Here is a 22381-nt window from a genome sequence, read left to right as displayed (position 1 = left end):
ACTTATCAAACTGTTCCGAAGCCACTTTTATCCCCTCACTCCCCGTGGTCGCTTGTTTCACACTATAAAAAAAGCCCTCCCGAAGTGAACGACGCACACTTCGGGAAGGCTTCTAAATTAAAATAGTTACCTAAACTGCATCCGCTTGTCGTTTGCGGCTGCTGAACTGGCTCTCGTACAGGTCGGCGTAGAAGCCGCCCGCAGCGAGCAACTGCTCATGCGTACCTTGCTCGATCACGGTACCGTGGTTCATAACGAGAATGAGATCGGCATCGCGGATTGTCGAGAGGCGGTGCGCGATGACGAAGCTCGTTCTGCCTTGCATCAGCTCATTCATCGCGCGCTGGATATGAATCTCTGTCCGCGTATCGACGCTGCTTGTCGCCTCGTCAAGAATGAGAATAGCCGGATTCGCCAGAATGGCGCGGGCGATGGTGAGTAATTGCTTCTGCCCTTGCGAGATGTTCGATGCCTCTTCATTCAGCACCGTATCATAACCCTCAGGCAGCGTACGGATGAAATGGTCTGCATACGCCGCTCGCGCTGCTGCCACCACTTCTTCTTCAGTTGCTCCAGTACGACCGTAAGCGATGTTATCGCGGATCGTCCCGTTGAACAGCCAAGTATCTTGCAGCACCATGCCGAACAGATTCCGCAGGTCGCCGCGCTTCAGCTGTGTAATGCCGACGCCATCGATCGTAATGCTGCCGTTATTGATTTCATAGAACCGCATCAGCAGGTTGATGAGCGTTGTTTTGCCCGCGCCTGTCGGACCGACGATAGCAATCGTCTGGCCGGAACGGACGTGAATGTCCATGTCCTCGATGAGCGGGGTGTCATCCTTGTAACTGAACTGCACGTGGTTGAAGCTGACGTCGCCGCGAGGCTTGATCGCTTTGCCAGATACAGCCTCAGATTCTTTTTGCACAACAGCAATCGGATTCGCTGCTTCTGGAACTTCTTCCTCTTCATCAAGCAATTCGAAGATCCGCTCTGCTGAAGCGACGGTCGATTGAAGGATGTTGGCGATTTGAGCCGTTTGCGTGATCGGCATCGTGAACTGGCGCGAGTAGGAGATGAACGCTTGCACGTCACCGATGGTGATCGTCTTATGCAGAACGAGAATACCCCCTGCCACGCTCACGAGCACGTAGCCGATGTTGCCGATGAAGCCCATGATTGGCATGATCATGCCCGAGACGAACTGTGCGCGCCAGCCGGATTCGTACAGCTCTTCATTCACGCTGTTGAACTTGTTGACCGACTTGCGTTCATGACCGAACGCCTTGACGATATTATGACCGGTGTACATTTCTTCGACGTGCCCGTTCAGTTCGCCGAGTGCTTTCTGTTGGCCTTTAAAATATAACTGCGAACGCTTGGCGATCATCTTGATCGCGACGAAGCTAAGTGGCAGCGTCACAATGGAGATGAGCGTCATGAGAGGGCTGATCGTCAACATCATGATGACAACGCCGATAAGCGTGATCACGGAGGTAATGATCTGCGTTAAGCTCTGCTGGAGCGTACCGCTGATATTATCGACATCGTTGACAGCGCGGCTTAGAATTTCGCCGTGCGTACGGGAGTCGAAGAATTTCAGCGGCAGGCGTTCCAGCTTCTCGTTTACGTCCTTGCGCAGGCCATAAACGGTTTTCTGCGCGACACCAGCCATCACGTATTGCTGAATGTAACCAAACAAGGCGCTGATGATGTAGAGGACACCGAGTACGGCAAGTATTTCCCAAATGTAATGAAAATCAATTTTCGCTCCAGGCGTACCCTTCAGCTTGCCCATTAGCCCTTCGAACAGCTTGGTCGTTGCTTTACCCATAATCTTCGGACCCACAATTGAGAACAGGGTGCTAAGTACCGCTGTCAGGAGAACAATAAGCAATGAGAAACGGTAAGGCCTCAGGTATCCGGCCAGTCTGCGCAAAGTACCTTTGAAGTCTTTGGCCTTCTGGACAGGCATGCCCATCATGCCCGGACCGCCGCGGCCTGGACCGAAGCCGAAATTACCAGGGGCGGGACCTTGGCCGCCGGGGCGCTGACCGCCCGGGCCGCCGCCCGCGGGGCCTCTTTGCTGTTCACTCATGCGATTTCCTCCTCTGACAGCTGTGACGTTACGATTTCGCGATAAACGGTAGATGATTGCAGCAGTTCCTTATGCGTGCCGATAGCTGTGATTTGGCCGTCGTCGAGGACGATGATCCGGTCAGCGTCCATAACAGTGCTGACGCGCTGTGCAACGATTAGCACGGTTGCATTCGTCGTCTCGCCGCGCAGTGCCTCGCGTAGCTTGGCATCGGTCTTGAAGTCGAGCGCCGAGAAGCTATCGTCGAACAAGTAAATGTCCGGTTTGCGGACAAGCGCGCGGGCAATGGACAGCCGCTGCTTCTGACCGCCGGAGACGTTCGTGCCGCCTTGTGCGATTGGCGAGTCGAAGCCTTCCTTCATCTCGGAGACGAAGTCGTAAGCCTGCGCAATGACCGCGGCATGACGAATCTCTTCATCTGTTGCATCTTCCTTGCCGAAGCGGATGTTATCCGAGATGGAGCCGGTGAACAGAACCGCCTTCTGCGGCACAAGGCCGACCATGGAACGGAGCGTTTCCTGCGTCATCTCGCGAACATCAACGCCGCCGATCGTAATGCTGCCGCCCGTCGCATCATAGAAGCGCGGGATGAGGTTGATCAGCGTCGATTTGCCTGAGCCGGTACCGCCGATAATAGCCGTTACTTCGCCGCGGCCGGCGGAGAAGGAGATATTCGAGAGCGCCGCCATCTCAGCGCCTGGGTAGTGGAACGACACATTGTTGAAAGCAAGCTCGCCGCGTGCAGCGGAAGCTGTCTTCGGTGTCTTGGAATCGTTAATATCCGGCACCATGTTCAGCACTTCATTGATCCGTGCCGCGGATGCGGAAGCGCGTGGAATCATAACGAACATCATGGAAGCGAAGATCAGCGCGAACATGATCTGCCATGCGTACTGGATGAATGCCATCAGGTCGCCGACTTCCATATGGCCGCTGTCGATGCGCAGGCCGCCGAACCAAACAATTGCAAGGCTCGCAAAGTTAATGACGAGCATCATGATTGGCATAAGAGATGCCATAATGCGGTTTACTTTGATAGATGTATCGGTCAAATCGTTATTCGCATCATTGAAGCGGCCTTGCTCATGCGTCGTCCGGTTGAAGGAGCGGATAACACGGATGCCGGTAAGATTTTCGCGGAGGACGAGGTTCAGCTTATCGATCTTGCCCTGCATCACCTTAAACAGCGGTACGCCGCGGCTGACAATAGCAAAAATAATAATTGCTAGAATAGGTACGATCGCAATGATGACAAGCGATAACGTCGCATCCTTGTACAGCGCCATAATAATACCGCCGAAGCACATCATCGGAGCCATGACCATGACACGCATCATCATCATTAGCACTTGTTGAACTTGCGTAATATCGTTCGTTGTACGAGTAATGAGCGAAGCGGTGCCGATCTGGTCGAATTCATGCAGCGAATATTTCTCTACATGGCTGAACACGCGGCTGCGCAGATCCCGGCCGAAGCCTCCGGCTGATTTGGCAGACAAGTAGCTGGCGCCGATGGAGCAGATGCCGCCGCCGAGCGCGATGAGCAGCATGAAGCCGCCGACCTTCCAGATGTATGGATTGTCGCCTTGCACAACGCCTTTGTCGACGATGTCGGCTAGCAATGTCGGTAGATAGAGATCGGATAACGATTGTAGGAATACAAATAGAAGCACGAAAAATACGAGTACCCAGTAGGGACGCAGCATGCGCAGCAATTTCATCATAGCGATTTAGTCACCCTCTTTGGAATTGGTAGATTGGTTGTTGTTATTGTTGTTGTCTCGGCCGGGCTTGAAGCATGCCGGACCTTCTTCTGGATTCTCGGCTTGGAAGAATGCAGATGCATCGTCGATGAGTTCGACGAGTAGTCTCGCACGTTCCTCGCCCAGATGTGCGATGAGCGCGGACAATCTTTCTTGCATTTTGGACTCTGCTTGCTGTGTCAGGCGATTGCCTTCATCTGTCAGCTTGATGCGCACCGCTCGACGATCTTTCGGATCAGTCTCCCGGTCAATGAGTCCTCTTGCGGCCAGAACGTTGAGTGTCTGCGTCATTGTCGGGGAGGCGACATTCATAAGATTGCTGATCTCGGATGCTTTCAGCCCCTCCGGCTGCTCGCGAGTAGCCCTGCGGATAATGAACAGCGTCATTGTCTCTGCAGGAGTGCAGTTCTCGAATGACTTTCGATTGTTAAGCGAGAGGCTTCGCAGTCGGCGAAATGCGCGCATCAACTCATGGGCAGCATGACTGTTAGAATCGTGGTGTTCATCATGTTCGGACATGATGGGAATCCCCTCCTGAACAATTTAATTTAGTTAGCTAACCTAAGTATATTTATTTTGACTAACGAATGTCAATAATCCTATTTATAAACACGATAAAAATTGTGTATGATAGTAGGATAAGATTTCTGCTAGGAGTGTTGATTACGATGGAGAATAAGACATCATCCTCTAACTTTATTAAAAATATCGTGGCTGACGATTTGAAAGCCGGTAAAGTGAAAGAGGTTATTACAAGATTTCCGCCCGAGCCGAACGGGTATCTGCACATTGGACATGCCAAGTCGATCTGCCTGAACTTCGAGCTTGCTGACGAATATGGCGGCAAAACAAACCTGCGTTTCGATGACACGAACCCGGTGAAGGAAGATACGGAATACGTTGAATCGATCCAAGAAGATGTAACTTGGCTCGGATTCGAGTGGGATGATCTCCGCTTCGCATCGGATTATTTTGAAGAGCTGTATCAGCGCGCGGTCCTTCTTATTAAGAAAGGCAAAGCGTTCGTCTGCGATCTGACTGCGGAAGAAATGCGCGAAATGCGCGGTACACTGACTGTTCCGGGTCAAAATAGCCCTTACCGCGACCGCAGCGTCGAAGAGAACCTCGACTTGTTCGCCCGCATGCGTGCAGGTGAATTCAAGGACGGCGAGCGTATTCTTCGTGCGAAGATCGATATGGCTTCCCCGAACATCAACCTGCGCGACCCTGCGTTGTACCGGATTGCGCATGCACATCATCACCGGACAGGCGACGCTTGGTGCATCTACCCGATGTACGATTACGCGCATCCGATCAGCGATGCGATCGAAGGCGTGACGCACTCGATCTGTACGCTGGAATTCGAGGATCACCGTCCGCTCTATGACTGGGTCATCGAGGAATGCGAGATGGAATCGCAGCCGCGTCAATATGAGTTTGCCCGTCTGAACGTAACCAATACGATTATGAGCAAACGTTACCTGAAGTCGCTGGTCGATCAAGGTGTCGTTGAGAGCTGGGACGATCCGCGCATGCCGACGATCAGCGGTCTTCGCCGTCGCGGTTTCACGCCGGAATCGCTGCGTGCGTTCTGCCGCGAGATTGGCGTAGCGCGTGCGTATAGCGTTGTCGATGAGCGGATGCTGGAGTTCTTCATCCGTGAAGACTTGAAGCTGAAGGCTCCGCGTACGATGGCAGTGCTTGCGCCGCTGAAGGTAGTTATCACGAACTACCCGGAAGGCCAAGTAGAGATGCTTGAAGCGGAGAACAATTCCGAGAACGAAGCCATGGGCAGCCGCCAAATTCCGTTCTCGCGCGAGATCTACATCGAGCAGGACGACTTCATGGAGAACCCGCCGGCGAAGTACTTCCGTCTGTTCCCGGGCAACGAAGTCCGTCTGAAGCACGCGTACTTCATCAAGTGCGAAGAGGTCATCAAGGATGAGGCGGGCAACGTGGTTGAGCTGCGCTGCACATACGATCAGGAGACGAAGAGCGGCAGCGGCTTCACAGGCCGCAAGGTGAAAGGCACGATCCACTGGGTGGAAGCATCCCAAGCGGTACCAGCGGAATTCCGCTTGTTCGAGCCGCTGCTCATCGACAACGCGGACAATGAGGATAAGGAGTTCCTGGAGCGCATCAATCCGAACTCGCTCGAAGTGCTGCAAGGCTTCGTTGAACCGAACATGATGGAAGCACGCGGACAGGACAAGTTCCAATTCTTCCGCCACGGCTACTTCAACGTCGATCCGAAGCATACAAGCGAATCGAAGGTTGTGTTCAACCGTGTCGTGTCGCTGAAGAGCTCTTTTGATCCGAAGGCTTAATAGAATCGTTAGGAGAACCGTCCTCGAGTTGAGGGCGGTTTTTTTGCGTTGCTGTGCTGCCCGCGCGGTTGCGAAAAATATAGTCGTTTTATACCCACTTCCTGTTCGCTTAGGGATGTATGATAGAGCTTAGAAGGTTGATATGGAAAGGGATGATGGGTGATGGATAGCATTCGGATCGACTGCGGAGATGTCTTTTTAAGAGAGTTTGCAGCTGCTGATTTAGATTCGTTTCACTCGCTGACTTGGCAGCCGGAGATCTATGAATATTTGCCGGGCTGGAACGTATCGAAGGAGCAGCGGACGGATTGGTTCATGAACTACGAGATCCCTGAGAACGCGCAGTTTATGAAGGCGGTATCGGAGGGCGAGGATGTAGGCGAGCTTCGATTGCGGTTGGGGATTGTTCTGAAGGAGACGGGTGAGCTGATCGGCTGGTGCTGCTCGGGCCCGAAGGATGAATTGCCGCCGCCTAACCGAGAAATCATGTACGCGATCTCCCGGGACCATCGGGGTAAGGGGTACACGACTCAAGCAGCGCGAGGGATGATTGGCTATTTGTTCGAGTATGCAGGCGGTGTGCAGGTGCTTCATGCTGTCGCGCTTATTGGCAATGTTTCGTCGAACAGAGTGATTCAGAAGTGCGGGTTCCAGTTGGTAGGGACCGTTGAGATAGATGCTGAGGTGTACAACTACTACCGGCTGGGGAAGGCGGACTGGGTTGGAGGGTGTAGCGAGTAAGTAGAGTGGTGTGAGGAAGCGTGAGTTGGTGGGAAACCGGTGGGACTGGTGAAAGAGATGCCTGTAGGTCACTACATTGGCGGACATCCTCCCGAATGAGCGAAAGAGTATCCCTCAGTGATACACATTGGTGGAAATCCACCCAAATGAGCGAAAGAGTATCCCTCAGGGATACACATTGGCGGAAATCCGCCTAAATGAGTGAAAGAGTATCCCTCAGTGATACACATTAGTGTGGATAGGTGGGGTTACGGTAAAATAGCCTGCTGGACCATATCAAACTATCACCACATCAAAAAAACCTCCCACCCTCAACAACACGAGGGTGGGAGGTTTTGCTTTATAGCTTACAGCCCGCGCACCGCAGGAACGCGAGCTTCAACGAGCTCGCGGATCGCTTGCGGCGAGTCGAGGTCGAGCGCCTCGGCTGCCAAAGCGGCCATCTCCTGCTTGCTGAGCTGGCGAATGAGCGATCGCGCTTCGAGCACCGCGTTCGCGCTCATGCTGAACTCCTGCAGGCCTAAGCCCAGCAGGAGCGGCACTGCATGCGGCTGGCCCGCCATTTCGCCGCACATGCCAACCCACTTGCCTTCGGCTTCCGCTGCGCGGATGACGCGTTCGATCAGCCGCAGCACAGCCGGCTGCATCGGATCGCCGAGCGCGGTCAGCTTCTCGTTCATCCGATCTGCCGCCATCGTATACTGCGTAAGATCGTTCGTGCCGATGCTGAAGAAGTCGACCTCCCGCGCGAAGCGGTCGGCCATCATTGCAGCCCCCGGTACTTCAATCATAATGCCGACTTCGACACCATCGCCGATGGCAACGCCCTCGGCAATAAGCTCTTCACGGCATTCCGCCAGAACGGCCTTCGCTGCGCGGAACTCTGCAAGCGTCGCGATCATCGGGAACATGACCTTCACGTTCCCGTGGGCGCTTGCCCTCAAGATCGCGCGAAGCTGCGTCTTGAACAGATCATGCCGATCGAGCGAGATCCGAATCGCCCGGTAGCCGAGGAACGGATTATCCTCCTTCGGCAGATTGAGCAGCGGCAGCTCCTTGTCCCCGCCGATATCCATCGTGCGAATAACGATAGGCGCGCCTGGCTTGAATGCTTCCGCCGCCTTCTTATATGCGGCGTACTGCTCCTCTTCCGATGGCAGCGTATCGCGGCCCATGTACAAGAACTCGGTGCGGAACAGGCCGATGCCTTCCGCGCCTGCAGCACGTGCACCCGCCGCATCGTCCGGGGACCCGATGTTCGCGGCTAGCTCCACACGGACGCCGTCGGCAGACACCGACTCCGCGTCCAGCAAGGCGCCGAGCCTCTCGCGGCGCGCCTCAAGAGCCTCTTGCTTCTCGCGGTACTCCTGCGTAACCGCCGCGTCAGGATCGACGAACAGCTCGCCAGTCGAGCCATCGACGATGAGCAGCTGCCCGTTCTTGATGGTCTCGAGCTCGCGGCCCATGCCGACGATTGCCGGGAAGCCCGATGACCGCGCAATAATCGCGGAATGCGAAGTGCGCCCGCCGATCATCGTCACGAAGCCGGCTACAGCGGCCTTGTTCAGCTGCGCGGTATCAGACGGCGTCAAATCCGCCGTCACAAGCACGACCGGGTCGCCGTTCACCGACGAAGGCACGCCGGTGCGACCAGTCAAATGACCGATCACGCGGCCGCATACATCACGGATGTCAGCGGCGCGTTCGCGCAAATATTCATCATCGAGGCTCTCGAACATCGCCGCGATTTCGTCCCGAGCTGCCGCAATCGCAGCGGCGGCAGGCTTCAGCTCGTCGCCGATGAGCTCCAGTGCGCGTCCGATCAGCTCCTCGTCTTCGAGCAGCAGCAAATGCCCTTCGAAGATCTCTGTCTCATCCGTCCGTCCTTCAGCCGCCATCCGGTCGCGAAGCTGGCTAATGTCAGTGATGCTGGCAGCTACGGCTTCTTCCAGCCGCTTCGTCTCGCCAACAACAGCGGACGCTTCGATCGAAGCGGGAAGGGCTGCTTCGTCGAGCTGCTCGATGACCCAAGCCGGGCCGATCGCGATGCCGGAGGAAGCGGCAATACCGCTCAGCTTCATTTCGCGTGCTCCGCCAATATCGCGCCGATTTCCTGCTGCGCGGCTTCCGCTTGATCGCCTTCCGTGATCAGCGTTACGCTGTCGCCGTGCTTAGCGCCGAGCGTCAGCACGTTGACGAGACTTTTCGCAGCTACGCGCTTGCCGTCTTTCTCCAGGAATACTTCTGTGCCTGCATATTTCTTAACGGCCTCGACAATCTGCTTCGCAGGACGAACGTGAATGCCGAGCTCGCTGCCAATCGTGTAGGTTTGTTCCATGATGTAGGTTCCTCCTCTAATATCCTCATTACATCAATTTCTTAATATCGTCTTTCAAGCGCTCGGACTGTGTGCCGAAAATAACCTGTACAGCGCCAGAGCCAAGTCGCATAACGCCGGAAGCGCCAAGCGCTTTAAGAGCGGAGTCGTTAACGGCTTTGTCGTCTTTAACTACAAGACGAAGACGTGTAATACATGCGTCAATGCCGACGATGTTGTCCGAACCGCCAATGTTCTCAAGCACGCGAGCTGCCTTATCGTTGGTGTTAACTGCACCAGCTTTGCCAGCAGTACCAGTACGCTGCTCTGGCGTTGTGCCGACTAGTGCATCGTCATCTTCACGTCCAGGTGTCTTGAGGTTGAACTTCACGATCACGAATCGGAACAGGAAGTAGTACACGACCGCGAACACAAGGCCAATTGGAATGAGCAGCAGCGGCTTCGTCGCCAGCGGGTAGTTAACCAGGTAGTCAATGAGACCTGCCGAGAAGCCGAAGCCATGCTTGATGCCAAGTGTATAAGTGATATAACCGGACAGGCCTGTCAGAATGGCATGGATGACATAAAGGCCTGGAGCGACGAACATGAACGCGAATTCGAGCGGCTCCGTAATACCAGTCAAGAACGAAGCGACAGCTGCGCCGACGAATACCGAAGCAATCGCTTTGCGCTTCTCAGGACGAGCGGATTGAATAATCGCCAGCGCGCCTGCAGGAAGAGCGAACATCATGATCGGGAAGAAGCCTGTCATGAACATGCCGGCCGTTGCATCGCCAGCGAAGAAGCGCGTCAAGTCGCCATGAACGACTTTGCCCGCCGCATCCGTGAAACTGCCGATTTGGAACCATGCGATCGAGTTGATGATGTGATGAAGGCCAAAAGGAATGAGCAATCGGTTCGCCATCATGAAGATACCGGAGCCGATACCGCCAAGGTCTACAACCCATTGTCCGAAGTCATCAAGAACGTTCTGGACCGGACCCCAGATCAAACCGAAGATGAGGCCGATAACAACCATAGCGAGCGATGTGACGATAGGCACGAAACGTTTGCCCGAGAAGAAGCCGAGCCAGTCAGGAAGTTTGATATTATGATAACGATTGTAGAAAAATGCTGCGAACATACCTGCGATAATACCGCCGAGTACGCCCATATCGAGCTTCGCATCCTTGCCGACGAAATCCGCGAATGCGACTGGCACCTTAGCCAGAACGTTCGTTAGTACCAAATAAGCGAGCACGGCAGCGAGCGCTGCTACGGCGTCGCCAGCAAGACCGATTGCTACGCCGACCGCGAACAAGAGCGGCAAGTTATCGAAGATCGCGCCTCCGCCCGCAGCAAGGAATGGCGCCACGTACTGGTTCAGCCAACCGCCGAACCCTTCGCCAAAATGAAAATCAGTGACGTAATTGATATTACCGAACCGCAGCAGAATCGACAGCGCTGGGAGAACGGCAACGGGAAGCATAAGTGCTTTCCCGATTCTTTGCAGAAATGCTAACATGTCATCTCAATCCCTTCTTAGATGTAGTGTGAATCACGCGTAACGCTATGCAAGCACCGCACGAATGACGGTTGTATCGCCGGATTTCACATCGCCGAAGAATGTTTCCATCTCCGCAACCGCTTCGCCGTTGGCAATGATGACCGGCGTGATGACCGGATAGCCGGCTGCTTTGATTTTGTCGATGTCGAACTCAATAAGCGTTTGGCCTGCTTTGACGGTATCGCCCGTCTGGACATGGCCTGTGAAGCCTTCGCCTTGCATCGCAACGGTGTTAATGCCGATGTGCGCGAGCAGCTGTACACCCGATTCGTGCTCGATGATAACGGCATGATTCGTATGAATGACATGCGCAATCGTACCGTCGAACGGCGCGATCAGCTTGCCGACAGTCGGTTCAATGGCAACGCCATCGCCCATATGTTTGCCTGCGAAAGCTTCATCCGGCACCTCCGCGAGCTGCACGGCTTTTCCTGTAAGAGGAGAGACAATCTCCAGCGTTGCTTTCTTCGATTTGAACAGTTTGCCTAACATAATTCCTTCACTCCTTAACTTAGATGATCTTGTTCTAGCCCTTGGAAAAAGCGGTACAACTCAATTGCTATGTAGCCGACCTCTTCATCCGGTACAGCTGTGGAGAGCCGCTCTGCCATAAGCGCTGACAGGTCCTGCGCAAGCTCGTAGTCACCCTTGAACTTCCTCCGAAGCTCCGGCAGAAGCGGATTCGCCATATGCTTCCCGAGACTGATCCGCTCGACGGTGTACCTGAGGTCGGTCACGAGCCGGCGGTAGTCCATGCTGTCGCGGGAGATGGCAATTGCTTTGCGCTCTTCGATCCGCTCGATTAACTCCGTCACGACATTCGTGAATTTGGCGAGCTCCCAAGCGGCAACATTCGTAAAGGCGGAATGGACGTGGTACGTGAGAAAACCGATCTCATCCTCGGGCACTTCTACCTCGAACGTCTCCTGAATCAAGGCAGCTGCTCGGCCTGCAGCTTCATATTCTGCAGGGAACCATAGCTTCGTCTCCTGGAGAAAAGGGTTCTTGATCTCCATGCCGTTACGAAGCCGATAGAGCACGAACTGAATATGGCTTGGCAGCGAGTAATACACTTTGTTGTTGAGTGGTCCGCCGAACCTTTCCTCGATATCAGCAAGTATTCTCTCCGTGATGCGAATGACCTCGGGATCAGACTCCTCCATCATGGCGTGGTAATGCTTCATTTGCTTCGGATCGTCAAGGCGAAATCTCTTCTCGATTCGCTTGTCGTCCTCTGGCAGAAGCTCGCCGGATTTGCAGCCGAATCCGATTCCTTTCCCCATGAGCACATACTCCATGCCTTCATCCGACTGGGCCAGAATAACGTTGTTGCCGATGACGCGTTCAATTCGAAGCGGCGATACCTTCTTCATGCCGAAACATACACCTCGCACCTGCTTAGTATGGCAATTAGGCACAAAAAAGAGCCAAGAAAAATTCCGCTGGATGCAGAAATTTTCTTGGCTCATGCCCTTAACGTAAGGTAACACGCCATTAATATTGAAATACCATGGCTCATCATAACGTAGGGAAGCGTTTTCGTCAATTGGGTAAATGACGCTTAAATTCTGGATATTGAAGGGGAGCCGAGAAGGGGGCGTGGTATAATGATGATTGACGATTTTGCTTAGATTACGGAGGGTGGATTCATCATGGGACTAACGGGTGCGGGCGTTCATGGCGTTATTCTGGCGGGCGGCCGGAGCAGTAGAATGGGGACGGACAAAGCATTACTGCCAGTTGGTGAAAAGGTTCTGCTGCGCATCATTGCCGAGCAGGTGCTAAGCGCTGGAATAGGCGGTAAAATCATCATTTCAGCAGGGGACGGACAGCGGGAGGAAGCTTATCGGCAGGCACTGTCTGGTCTTCAAGGACCGCTCGAATTTGTCCGCGACACCTTTATAGATTGCGGTCCTTTGGCAGGTTTGCATGCTGCGTTGTCAGCTATTCAGGGACAAGCTTACGGCTTCGTTATGGCATGCGATATGCCGGTACTGTCAGAATCGCTGCTCACGCGAATGATTGCTTCTGCCCGGGGAGCGGCAATAGAAGGCGAGGGCCGTCCGGCTGTCATTCGCACGACTGCGAATCAACCGTTTCATGCGCTATATGATTCCGGATTGGTCGCCAAGCTGCAGCAGCTTCTGGAGCAGCGGGATCTTCGCGTAATGTCTTTTCTGAACGGATTGGATGCTCTTAAGCTTACACCAACTCCTGAAGAAGCGGAGGCTTTCGTTAATCTGAATACCCCTGAGCTTTATGTGCAGTACATGACCCAGCAACGGCGCTGATGAGCTTGGACTGGCTTTAAGAGAACTTGCAATTGCGTTTTGTCTTTTGTCGTCAGTCAGTCTCTTTGCTCGATCTTTCAGCTTTCTACACTAACCGCAGTCGGGTCCCTCGTCTTACTCCTTGCCCTCGATTTCCAGCGTTAATCGGCTCTTTCGCCCACATTCCGCATATTCGCAACATTTTTCCATTTCCTCTCCACAGTCATACCGTTTCTCCTTCCGCAGCCTCTATACGTCAAAAACCTTGCATTTCACCTTCTCTTCGACCGCTTCTTCGAAATTGTAACGATATGTGACATCCCCTCCCTCTTTTTGTCGCACTTTTTAACTGCTTATCACCAGTATCTGGAACAAAACTACGATGCTACATCGGTGTGACTGATTGTGTCATGAATAGTCACATTTAACATGAGATGTAACTCCTGTGTCATTTGTAGTTGCCTGCTGGAAAATTTATAATCGAATTATAAAAGGAGGCAGGAATGAATGCGTTCACGAACAGCGTCGGCAGTGTCGCCGACTTATTGCAAAGACATAGAAGCGCTGTTGCGCAGCCATGCTAACCATGAAGCTGCGGAGGCGATGTCGGCTTACATGCGGGGTTTGTTCCCTTTTCTCGGAATACGTACGCCGGAGCGCACTGCGCTAACAAAGAAGTTTATGAAGGAGAATGGCGTTCCTTCTGGCGAAGCGCTGGAGATGGTTGTCCGCGAGCTGTGGGCGATGCCGGAGAGGGAATTTCATTATACGGCGATGATGCTGATGGAGAAGAGGAAGAAGGAATTGCGGCCAGAAGACGCGCCGCTGCTGGAGTTTATGGTCACGACGAACTCGTGGTGGGATACGGTCGATCTTATTGCCAGCCATTATTTCGGCACGTTGTTTGCGAAGCATCCGGAGATGATAACGCCATATACGGAGAAGTGGCTGGAAGAATCGGACAACCTGTGGCTGCGGCGCACGGCGATTCTGTTCCAGCTTGGCTATAAGGCGAAGACGGACGTAGCGCTGCTCTTCGACTTGATCCGGCGTACCGCGCATGAGGAGGATTTCTTCATCCGCAAAGCAATTGGCTGGGCGCTCCGGGAGTATGGCAAGACGGACGCTGCGGCGGTCAAGCAATTCGTTGCGGAGACGGAGTTGTCGCCACTGAGTGTGCGAGAAGCGCTCAAACACATTGGATAGATCTAGGAAAACAGGAATTGACGAAGGGTTATATTCATGGTAAAGTTAATTCCAACAAAGTAGGTAGGAATTATAGGAATAAGGTGGTGCCGAGATGAATCATCCTATAACGATTAAGAGCGGCGAGTTGCAATTATCAGGTGTATTGCAGTATCCCCAGTGTGATCCAGAGACGAAATATGCGGCCAAATATCCGCTTGTTATTATATGCCACGGCTTTATCGGCAACCGAATGGGTACGGACCGGTTGTTTGTAGAAGCGGCAGAGAAACTTACACGCAGCGGCTATCTTGTCCTGCGGTTTGATTACGGCGGCTGCGGCGAGAGTACCGGCGATTATGGCAGCGGTGGCCTTGATGAGCTGATCGCTCAGACACGGACCGTTATTGACTATGCGTCGAGCCTTGATCTGGTTGACCATGAGCGTATTACGCTGATTGGGCATAGCCTCGGCGGTGCGGTTGCTGTGCTAACGGCAGCGCGCGATAATCGAGTGAAGTCGCTCGTCCTGTGGGCTCCGGTTGCGCATCCGTTCCTCGATATCCGCAACATTATCGGCGCTAAGGCAATCAAAGAGATCGATACTGTCGGCAAAACCGATCACATGCACTACGAGTTTACAAAGCGCTTCACGGATTCGCTTGCGCAGTATCAACCGCTGACAGAGCTGAGCGGCTACACCGGCGAAGTGTTGATCGTGCACGGCACAGCTGATATGGTAATCCCGGTCGATTATTGCTTCTTGTATCAGAAGATGTTCTGGATGCGGAAGGAAGGCGGCTGCGATAAGGAAGTGATTCTCCAGGGAGACCACACCTTCTCGTCGAAATCTTCCCGCGAGCAACTGTTTGATATTTCGCTCCGGTGGATTGATTCTATCGGCAAGCGCAGGAATGATTGGAGCTTGTGGACAATATAACTTCTCATGTCAGAATAACTGCCCTAACTCATTGTGAGTGAGGGCGGTTATTTTTTGTTTAATGAAGAAAATAGAGGTTCTTCTATTCTGGATGAGGAAACAATAAGGAAATCATGATACGTTTGAAAGTAGGTGATTGGATGGCGTTTCGAAACCTGAAATTGCGCGCCGCTGCGCTGGTGGCTGCTCTTCTGCTGTTGAATGGCTGTGCATCTCATGAGCTAGCGGAGCAGCCTGCCCCTGAGGGGGCGAATCAACATTCCGATACGGAACCAGAGCAGCCTTCGGAGCCGACGGAGCCGGCCGATGAGCCAGATCAGCAGCCTCCGGCGGACGAAGAACCGCCTGTGCAGGAGGCGCCTCCGAAGTCGGCAATTGAGAAACAACTGGGGAGCATGTCGCTTGACGAGAAGCTGGGGACGATGATTATTGCAGGCTTGGAAGGGAAGAAAGCAGACGCTAGGGCGAAGCGGATGATTGCGCAGCAGCATGTTGGCGGCGTTATTTTCTATAAAGATAATGTGGCGACGCCAAGTGGAGTCGCTGCTTATGTGAATCAGCTGAAAGCTTGGAATAGCGGGAATGCATCACCGCTGCTCGTTACCGTCGATGAAGAGGGCGGCAGAGTGGCGCGTCTTCCTGGTCTTGCTCCGCTGCCAAGCGGGAAGGCGGTAGGGGATACCGGAGATGCGGAGTATGCGGGGCGGATTGGTCATCTGCTCGGGGAAGCGAGCAAGGCGATGGGGTTTAATGTGGATTTTGCACCCGTGCTCGATATTAATAGCAATCCGAACAATCCGGTCATTGGCGATCGTTCCTTTGGCTCGACGGCAGAGCCGGTGACGAAGATGGGGCTTGCTGTTATGGAAGGGCTGCAAGGCGAGAAGGTCGTGCCGGTCGTGAAGCATTTTCCGGGGCATGGGGATACTTCGGTGGATTCGCATCTAGAGCTGCCGATTGTGTACAAAAGTTTGGCGCAGCTTAAATCGTTCGAATGGCGTCCTTTTCAGGAGGCGATCGGCGATGGTGCGGACGTGGTCATGATTGCGCATATTTTGTTCCCGAAGCTGGATGCGAAATGGCCGGCTTCCTTGTCAACGCGCGTCATTACAGATGAGCTGCGCGGTACATTGGGCTTCAAAGGCGTTGTCATCACTGACGATTTGACGATGGGAGCTATCGCTGAGCATTACGGCATGGGCGAAGCCGCGGTGCAGGCGGTGAAAGCAGGCAGTGACATTGTGCTTATTGCGCATGAATACACGAATGTGGATGCAGTCATTGCGGCGCTTAAGAAGAGCGTAAGCAAAGGCGTGTTGACCGAGAAGCGGATTAATGAGAGTGTGCTGCGAATTCTAGCGCTGAAGGAGCGGTATGAACTGACGGATGCGAAGGTGGCGGCTGTGCCTGATCTGAAGGCCATTAATGATGCGATTCGGAAGGAGACGGCGGCGCACAAAGCGATCGAATAATTCCTATCGCTGGACCTCAAACTAAAGGCAGCTTGGTTGCGATAGGGGGTCTGAATTGAGTGATTGACGAAGCCATTGTTGCGATATTGGACGATCGGATTCAAACGCTAAAAAGTAAACGCGGCACGATTATTCTGGTAGGTCCGATTTCACTGCCGGTTAATTTGGACGGGAAGACGGTGCAGTTCCAGTGGTACTGCTGGCTGCCGTGCAAGGATCTCGTTCATAGCGAAGGCGGTTGCCGAGAGAAGGAGCGTACGGAGTACTTGATTGAGCAGCTGTCGGAGTCAAATTTGGCGGAGAAGCAGCAGTCGAGCGTGCTCGTCTACGGCGACTTCGCGAACAACGCCGATGCGTTCATTCGGATGCACAGCATCTGCCATACGGGCGACATCTTCGGCAGCAAGCGATGCGACTGCGGTTTTCAGCTGCATCAGTCGATGAAGATGATCGTCAGCCACGGTACGGGCGCGTTGTTCTATCTCGCCAACCATGAGGGACGAGGCATCGGGCTGTTCAGCAAAGCGATGGCGTATATTCTGCAGGAGAAGGGCTATGACACGGTGGAGGCGAATCTGGAGCTCGGCTTCCAGGATGACATGCGCAGCTACGAGGACACGCTAGTTGTACTGTCGCATCTGCGGAGCAAGCCAGTGACGCTTATCACGAACAATCCGAAGAAGCTCGCAGCGCTCAAGGCGTCGGGTATGAACGTCGACGACCGCGTACCGCTGTGGGGCGATATTTCCGAGTTCAACCGCAAGTATTTGGAGACGAAAGTGAATCGGTCGGGACATTTTGCCGAGGAGCTGACGATTCCGTAATGCGAGAACCCCGCGTTGGTGGACGCGGGGTTTTTTATTTGCGTGTTGTTTCGTTGGCTGGGTAGGTAGCTCGTGCTCCTGTGCGCTAGTATGGGAGGGTGTATTGGCGGTCTCGTCTGCCGTGGCGGGAAAGCGTGTGCGGTGTTCGTTCTGTGCTATTAGCACACTGCCGCTGTGTGCTAACGTGGCACTGGGCAACACCCCTCGGCAAGCTTCAGAGGTTGCCCAGTGAGCGCTGTCCGTTCCCGGCAGCAGCTTGTGCTGCCGCGGTACGCAAACGTTGACGCTGTTCGTGCTGTGCTGCAAGCACTCCGTGGAGCGCTAACGGACTCAGGAAACGTTATTCAGCTCAAATTGGCCTCATCGGAATTCTAACGAACCCAGGAGACGCTATTTAGCGATTTTGGCCGAGATTTTGTCGGTTTTCGGTCAAATAAGGTCGCTGAAGTCCGTTAGAATCCGAAAGGGGCGATTTTCTTGCGAATAAGCTCTCTATGGTTCGTTAGAGCTGGGAAAGTGGGGGAAGCGGGGGAAGATGCTAAAGCTTCTCCAGCGCCTCGCGGATATCTGTGTCAACGGTATCCTTAGACTCACTGTCACGGAAGTAGACGGCAATCACATTGTCTTTCTCATAGATGCCCGGATGCACTTGCAGCTGCTGCATAGCTGACATCTGTTCGTCAAAATCCTTCCGACCCTGTTCCCGCTCCGCCTCGGACTCGAACACGTAGATGGACAGGTTGACGACGGATGCTAGGGAATGGTCAGCAACCTTGCCAGACGGGTTGTCAGTGACCAGGCCCATCGCATACGTATCGATGCTGTACGTTTCTGGATTCACCTTGTCGAGTAGTCGAGCATAGATGCCGCCAGGGAAACGGCCGCCTTTGACATGCAGGCTGTGCAGTTTCACTCCGGCTTGTTGCATAGCTTCGACCACTTGCACAGATGTCAGTTGCTGAGGTACAGCGGCTTCGGCTGCACACCCGGTGAGCAGGACTGCAAGCAGCAGCGCGGCCACAGTCAGTCTGAGCTTCTTCATCAAGCGATTCCTCCTGACATGGATAACCTGTACTCATCAATCGATGGTGATACTCTCGATGTTGCTAAAACAAGAAAGGCAGGCGATGTGCTGTACAGGTGCCCAGCGCCTGTCTTCTAAATACTTTACATGACGCGGATCGCGAGCTTCGGATACGCGGCTTGCAACGCCTCAATGCGCTTCTCGATTACGGCGCGGTCGAAGCCGCCCTCGAATAACTCAGCGTCAGGCTCGATCGTAACGCTTGCGCCTGTCTCTTGGGTGACGCCGATCGTCAGCAACGGGCCCTGTGGAATGCCGTGCTTGTAGCTTTGCCGCACGATCTTGCCTTCGCGCCGAACTTCCACTTGCAGCATCGTGCACATCGCATTGACGACGGCAATGTTCACGCCCTCAGCGCTGCCTGGTGCGGTCACTGTGGCGCCTTTCACAGCGAGCTGCTTCAAGTCGGTCATGACGGTGTGTAGCCATGTCTTTCCCGTATCTGCGAGCAGGCCCACAGGTATGCCGCGCCCGTTATCGGTAACCGTAATCGTGCGGCTGTCGTGAAGGAATAGAAGAACTTCAGTGCAATAGCCAGCCTCATGCTCAAGCACGCTGTTCTCAAGGACCGCCCATAGCAGGAGATGCGGATCTGAAGCGGGCGCCTCGCCGCTACGGCCCAAGTAATCGCCCGAGCGCTTCCTCACATCGCTCATGTCCAAATAATCGCTTATGTCGCCGAGGTCCCTGACAGCTGCAAGCAGCAGCAGCAACGGCAGCAGCCGGTATTCCGGTACGCGATAGGCGCCGCCGCGTTCATCCTGCTGCAGGAGATCCGCGCCTACGAGCGCCTTGATGTGATGGTACAGCTGGCCGGTTGTGCCCATGCCAAGCTGCTCGACCAGCGAAGCGCCTGTCTGCGGAGCTTCAATAATCGCTCGCAGAATATCGAGCCGCTGCTTATGACCGAGCGCGGCTAATATTTTGGCCGACTTCTCGCTGTCAGCTTCCATCAACTGCTGCACGTTTCTCTCCTGCGCTTCCCATTTCAGCAAGCTGCCGTCTTGACGGAACGAGCCGGCAAAATGAAGCTTGCCGCTGCTGCTCGGATCATCTGCAACAGCATCTACAGATCCTGCCGACGGCGTTACAGTTAAAGCCGCCGAAGCCGATCTTCCACTCTGCGACTGCTTAACCAGCGCTTGCAGCTGAAGTAGCTGCTCTTTCACCCAATCCAGCTCCGCGCCAAAATCCCGATTCTTCTCCAATCTCATCACCTCATTTTAATTATTACGTAATTACGTAATTACATAATAACATAACGGTCGGCAGAAGAAAATAGGTGAGATTGAGGCGATGCGGTAGTTCGGGGCATCAAGGCAACCTCACTTCTTTCCTCACCTCATCCGGAGCGGCCAGGGCAAGGGAGCCAGATTGTTCTTTCACTTCTTCGCCGATAGTCCATTTGATGCCGAGCCGTGTGCTGGTGCCGTCCGCGGCAATCCGTCCCGCTTCCCGCCGTTCACTTGTGACGATGGAGCTGTTAGTGAAATAGAAGAAGTCTTTACCCTTGAGATCTGCCGGATACTTGCCCTGCGCCTGCTTGTATTCCCCCTCCAGGAATAACCCCAGCTCGTCCTTATTGCCAAGCGGAATCAGTGCTCGCCACGTGACCACGAAGAAACCGCCCTTTAATTCGTAGAAAGCGGCGGTGTCGTTCCCCACCAAGAAGAACCGGTTTGCTTCTCCTTCAGGGAAGAGGAACGTTGATGCATAGCCTTCTCTCGCTTGTGACGGATACAAGGTTGGTACCTCGGCATAGCGAGCGTTCAGCACGCCTTTGGTCTTCACGAGCATACGAGCATCGCTAAGCTTGCCTGATGCAAGCACCGCACGGTCAGCACGGTTTAACGGCGACTGAAGCGTAATGCTGCCGTTCCCGCGTAAATCAACGAGGTAACCGAGTGAATGGGCAATCATGCGAAGCGGTACATAGACGCGATCCTGTCGCACAAGCACCGGAGTATCGAGTGTTACGCGCTGTGGAGCTGGACTCACGCTTCCATACACGGCTGTTGCCGTCTTGGAGCCAGCTTTGAACACGATTGAATCCGCCCACTTACGCACCGAGGCTGTCCGCGATTTGGCATCCCAAGACACGGAGGCGCCAAGTGCATCTGCAACAATGCGAAGTGGGACGAGCGTTCTGCCATTCTCAACAATCGAAGTGATATCGGACGAGGATGCTGCAATCTGATCGTTCACGATGATATGGCGCGTTGTTGCTGCATGAGCAACCGAGCTCGCTGCCAGTAAACTCAGCGCGGCTGCGAGGGTAATTATTTTCTTCATGGGAAAGCCTCCTTTATATAAAGCTCAGACGTCTGCTCATTAGGAGAAGTTACATTATTTTAACTATTGACACCGCGACGTAAAGTCGTTAAAATCACTTGAGATCAACTAACTAACGTTCGTTAGGTAAACACAAAAAGCGTTCAGATCAGATTAAGCAAGGGAGATTGCGACATGATGACGGCGATCCGATTAAAGCAAGCGGCACTCACTCTATTCGCAGAGTCGGGCTACGAAGGCGTGTCTCTGTCAGAGATTGCGAAGTCGGTCGGCATTAAGACGCCGTCGATCTATGCCCATTTCGAATCCAAGGAGCGGCTGCTTCTGGAGCTGATTGAAGATGCGATCCGCGAGGAGCATGCGAAATTCATTCACATGCTTGCGGAGACGGCGGATCATCCGCCGATGGACCGCCTATATGCGGCATTTATCTTTTACACCGATTTGGATCACATTACGCAAGGGCAGTCGTTTCTGAAACGAACGCTGCTCGTCCCGCCTCGGCATCTGGAGGAGCGGCTTGGGAAGGATTTTATCGCTTACGAGAATCAGACCAGTTCGCATCTTACGGAGCTGCTGAGCCACTGCGTATCATCCAATGTCGACGTTCGACCAGAGCCAGAGCAGACAGAGCGTCTGCTGGCGCTATTCTATGCCTTAATTGACGGCTTGCTCGTTGAATATAAGCTGTATGATCCGGAGCTATATAGGAAGCGGCAGGCGCTCATCTGGGATTGCCTGCGAGAAATGGTGGAGAGGACGTCGCCTAAGCCGAATGTCTAACACGAAAGGGGATTTATCATCATGGCATGGCTTTTTCTGCTTATTGCGGGCTTGCTTGAAATTTGCTGGGCTTACGGACTTCAGGCATCACATGGATTTACGCGGCTCGTACCGAGCGTCATTACGGTAGTGCTGCTTATCATAAGCTTCATGTTCTTCTCGACGGCAATGCGCAAGATCGAGATCGGTACGGCTTACGCGGTATTCACGGGCATCGGGACAGTCGGTACGGTCATCACCGGCATCGTCTTCCTGGATGAACCGGTTGATGTGCTCAAGCTGGTCTTTATTGCACTGCTCATGAGCGGTATCATCGGACTCAAAATAATTGCAACCGATCCCGAGACGAGCGATACCGCTGAAGCAAGCGGCTCGAAAGGAGGGAACAGCTGATGGAATGGTTGTATCTGCTCATATCGGGGCTTGGAGAAGTCGGAGGCGTGACGGGGATTAAGCTGTCGAACGGCTTCAAGAACTGGAAAGGCACGCTGCTAGCGCTTGGTGCGGGCTTCATCAGCTTCTATTTCTTATCAAGATCACTGCAAGGCATTCCAATGAGTACGGCTTATGCCATATGGACGGGAATTGGCTCGGTCGGCAGCGTCGTGCTCGGAATGACCGTATTCGGCGAATCGAAGGACAAACGCAAACTGCTCTTTATTAGTATGATTGTTATCGGTGTAATTGGACTTCGCATTGTTGGCGGCGGGCACTAATC

At 53.8% G+C, this 22381-nt stretch carries 21 protein-coding genes; 10 read left to right on the top strand and 11 right to left on the bottom strand.

What is annotated here, in order from left to right; all coding sequences use genetic code 11:
• Positions 1-130: 130 nt before the first annotated feature.
• Genes AC0YNX_RS19550 through AC0YNX_RS19540 form a run of 3 tightly spaced genes read right to left on the bottom strand, consistent with a single transcriptional unit; the run spans position 131 to position 4380 of the window.
• A complete protein-coding gene (locus AC0YNX_RS19550) occupies positions 131-2098 on the bottom strand; it encodes an ABC transporter ATP-binding protein (RefSeq protein ID WP_475817380.1) in 1968 nt (655 codons plus the stop codon).
• On the bottom strand, positions 2095-3822 hold the full coding sequence (locus AC0YNX_RS19545) for an ABC transporter ATP-binding protein (protein WP_475817379.1): 1728 nt from the start codon (positions 3820-3822) through the stop codon (positions 2095-2097). The genes AC0YNX_RS19550 and AC0YNX_RS19545 overlap by 4 nt, the downstream gene beginning before the upstream one ends.
• 6 nt (positions 3823-3828) lie before the next feature.
• The gene (locus AC0YNX_RS19540) at positions 3829-4380 is read right to left on the bottom strand and encodes a MarR family winged helix-turn-helix transcriptional regulator (RefSeq protein ID WP_475817378.1); all 552 of its coding nucleotides are present in this window, start codon (positions 4378-4380) and stop codon (positions 3829-3831) included.
• 149 nt (positions 4381-4529) lie between these two features.
• On the opposite strand from AC0YNX_RS19540, the gene AC0YNX_RS19535 reads away from it, so the two are divergent.
• Positions 4530-6188, top strand: coding sequence for a glutamine--tRNA ligase/YqeY domain fusion protein (locus AC0YNX_RS19535; protein ID WP_475817377.1), 1659 nt, complete (start codon positions 4530-4532; stop codon positions 6186-6188).
• Positions 6189-6350: 162 nt separating this feature from the next.
• A complete protein-coding gene (locus AC0YNX_RS19530; RefSeq protein ID WP_475817376.1) occupies positions 6351-6929 on the top strand; it encodes a GNAT family N-acetyltransferase in 579 nt (192 codons plus the stop codon).
• Positions 6930-7276: 347 nt separating this feature from the next.
• Here the strand turns inward: AC0YNX_RS19530 and ptsP are convergent, their stop codons facing one another.
• The 5 genes from ptsP to AC0YNX_RS19505 are packed head-to-tail and all read right to left on the bottom strand — an operon-like array spanning position 7277 to position 12186.
• Positions 7277-9010 carry a phosphoenolpyruvate--protein phosphotransferase gene (ptsP, locus tag AC0YNX_RS19525; RefSeq protein WP_475817375.1) on the bottom strand — a complete coding sequence of 578 codons (1734 nt, stop codon included), beginning with the start codon at positions 9008-9010 and terminating at the stop codon, positions 7277-7279.
• Positions 9007-9267: an HPr family phosphocarrier protein gene (locus AC0YNX_RS19520; protein WP_475817374.1), complete on the bottom strand. Its 261-nt coding sequence runs from the start codon at positions 9265-9267 to the stop codon at positions 9007-9009. The genes ptsP and AC0YNX_RS19520 overlap by 4 nt, the downstream gene beginning before the upstream one ends.
• 28 nt (positions 9268-9295) lie before the next feature.
• Positions 9296-10771: an N-acetylglucosamine-specific PTS transporter subunit IIBC gene (gene nagE / locus AC0YNX_RS19515; RefSeq protein WP_475817373.1), complete on the bottom strand. Its 1476-nt coding sequence runs from the start codon at positions 10769-10771 to the stop codon at positions 9296-9298.
• Between the two features lie 45 nt (positions 10772-10816).
• The gene (locus AC0YNX_RS19510) at positions 10817-11305 is read right to left on the bottom strand and encodes a PTS sugar transporter subunit IIA (RefSeq protein ID WP_475817372.1); all 489 of its coding nucleotides are present in this window, start codon (positions 11303-11305) and stop codon (positions 10817-10819) included.
• A gap of 14 nt (positions 11306-11319) precedes the next feature.
• On the bottom strand, positions 11320-12186 hold the full coding sequence (locus tag AC0YNX_RS19505; RefSeq protein ID WP_475817371.1) for a PRD domain-containing protein: 867 nt from the start codon (positions 12184-12186) through the stop codon (positions 11320-11322).
• A gap of 279 nt (positions 12187-12465) precedes the next feature.
• Between AC0YNX_RS19505 and mobA the strand changes: the two genes are divergently transcribed.
• The 5 genes from mobA to AC0YNX_RS19480 all read left to right on the top strand — a co-directional run bounded on the left by mobA (position 12466) and on the right by AC0YNX_RS19480 (position 17504).
• The gene (gene mobA, locus AC0YNX_RS19500; RefSeq protein WP_475817370.1) at positions 12466-13104 is read left to right on the top strand and encodes a molybdenum cofactor guanylyltransferase; all 639 of its coding nucleotides are present in this window, start codon (positions 12466-12468) and stop codon (positions 13102-13104) included.
• A 486-nt stretch (positions 13105-13590) separates the two neighbouring features.
• Complete coding sequence (locus AC0YNX_RS19495; protein ID WP_475817369.1) at positions 13591-14289, top strand: DNA alkylation repair protein; 699 nt, start codon at positions 13591-13593, stop codon at positions 14287-14289.
• Between the two features lie 94 nt (positions 14290-14383).
• On the top strand, positions 14384-15208 hold the full coding sequence (locus tag AC0YNX_RS19490; protein ID WP_475817368.1) for an alpha/beta hydrolase family protein: 825 nt from the start codon (positions 14384-14386) through the stop codon (positions 15206-15208).
• A 140-nt stretch (positions 15209-15348) separates the two neighbouring features.
• Complete coding sequence (nagZ, locus tag AC0YNX_RS19485; protein WP_475817367.1) at positions 15349-16680, top strand: beta-N-acetylhexosaminidase; 1332 nt, start codon at positions 15349-15351, stop codon at positions 16678-16680.
• Between the two features lie 59 nt (positions 16681-16739).
• On the top strand, positions 16740-17504 hold the full coding sequence (locus AC0YNX_RS19480; RefSeq protein ID WP_475817366.1) for a GTP cyclohydrolase II: 765 nt from the start codon (positions 16740-16742) through the stop codon (positions 17502-17504).
• A 538-nt stretch (positions 17505-18042) separates the two neighbouring features.
• Here the strand turns inward: AC0YNX_RS19480 and AC0YNX_RS19475 are convergent.
• The 3 genes from AC0YNX_RS19475 to AC0YNX_RS19465 all read right to left on the bottom strand — a co-directional run bounded on the left by AC0YNX_RS19475 (position 18043) and on the right by AC0YNX_RS19465 (position 20880).
• The gene (locus AC0YNX_RS19475; protein ID WP_475817365.1) at positions 18043-18546 is read right to left on the bottom strand and encodes a hypothetical protein; all 504 of its coding nucleotides are present in this window, start codon (positions 18544-18546) and stop codon (positions 18043-18045) included.
• A gap of 125 nt (positions 18547-18671) precedes the next feature.
• Complete coding sequence (locus tag AC0YNX_RS19470) at positions 18672-19796, bottom strand: ArsR family transcriptional regulator (RefSeq protein ID WP_475817364.1); 1125 nt, start codon at positions 19794-19796, stop codon at positions 18672-18674.
• Between the two features lie 106 nt (positions 19797-19902).
• Positions 19903-20880 carry a copper amine oxidase N-terminal domain-containing protein gene (locus tag AC0YNX_RS19465; RefSeq protein ID WP_475817363.1) on the bottom strand — a complete coding sequence of 326 codons (978 nt, stop codon included), beginning with the start codon at positions 20878-20880 and terminating at the stop codon, positions 19903-19905.
• A gap of 174 nt (positions 20881-21054) precedes the next feature.
• Here AC0YNX_RS19465 and AC0YNX_RS19460 point away from each other — a divergent pair, with 174 nt between their 5' ends.
• Genes AC0YNX_RS19460 through AC0YNX_RS19450 form a run of 3 tightly spaced genes read left to right on the top strand, consistent with a single transcriptional unit; the run spans position 21055 to position 22379 of the window.
• A complete protein-coding gene (locus AC0YNX_RS19460; RefSeq protein WP_475817362.1) occupies positions 21055-21663 on the top strand; it encodes a TetR/AcrR family transcriptional regulator in 609 nt (202 codons plus the stop codon).
• Positions 21664-21684: 21 nt separating this feature from the next.
• Entirely contained in the window at positions 21685-22056 is a 372-nt protein-coding gene (locus tag AC0YNX_RS19455; protein ID WP_475817361.1) for a DMT family transporter, read from the top strand.
• Positions 22056-22379, top strand: a complete 324-nt coding sequence (locus AC0YNX_RS19450) for a DMT family transporter (protein WP_475817360.1) — start codon at positions 22056-22058, stop codon at positions 22377-22379. The genes AC0YNX_RS19455 and AC0YNX_RS19450 overlap by 1 nt, the downstream gene beginning before the upstream one ends.
• Positions 22380-22381 lie beyond the last annotated feature (2 nt).

This window comes from Paenibacillus sp. J31R98 (genome assembly GCF_056269245.1).
Note: the sequence above shows the minus strand (reverse complement) of the source record. Positions and strands in the feature narration are given on the sequence as shown.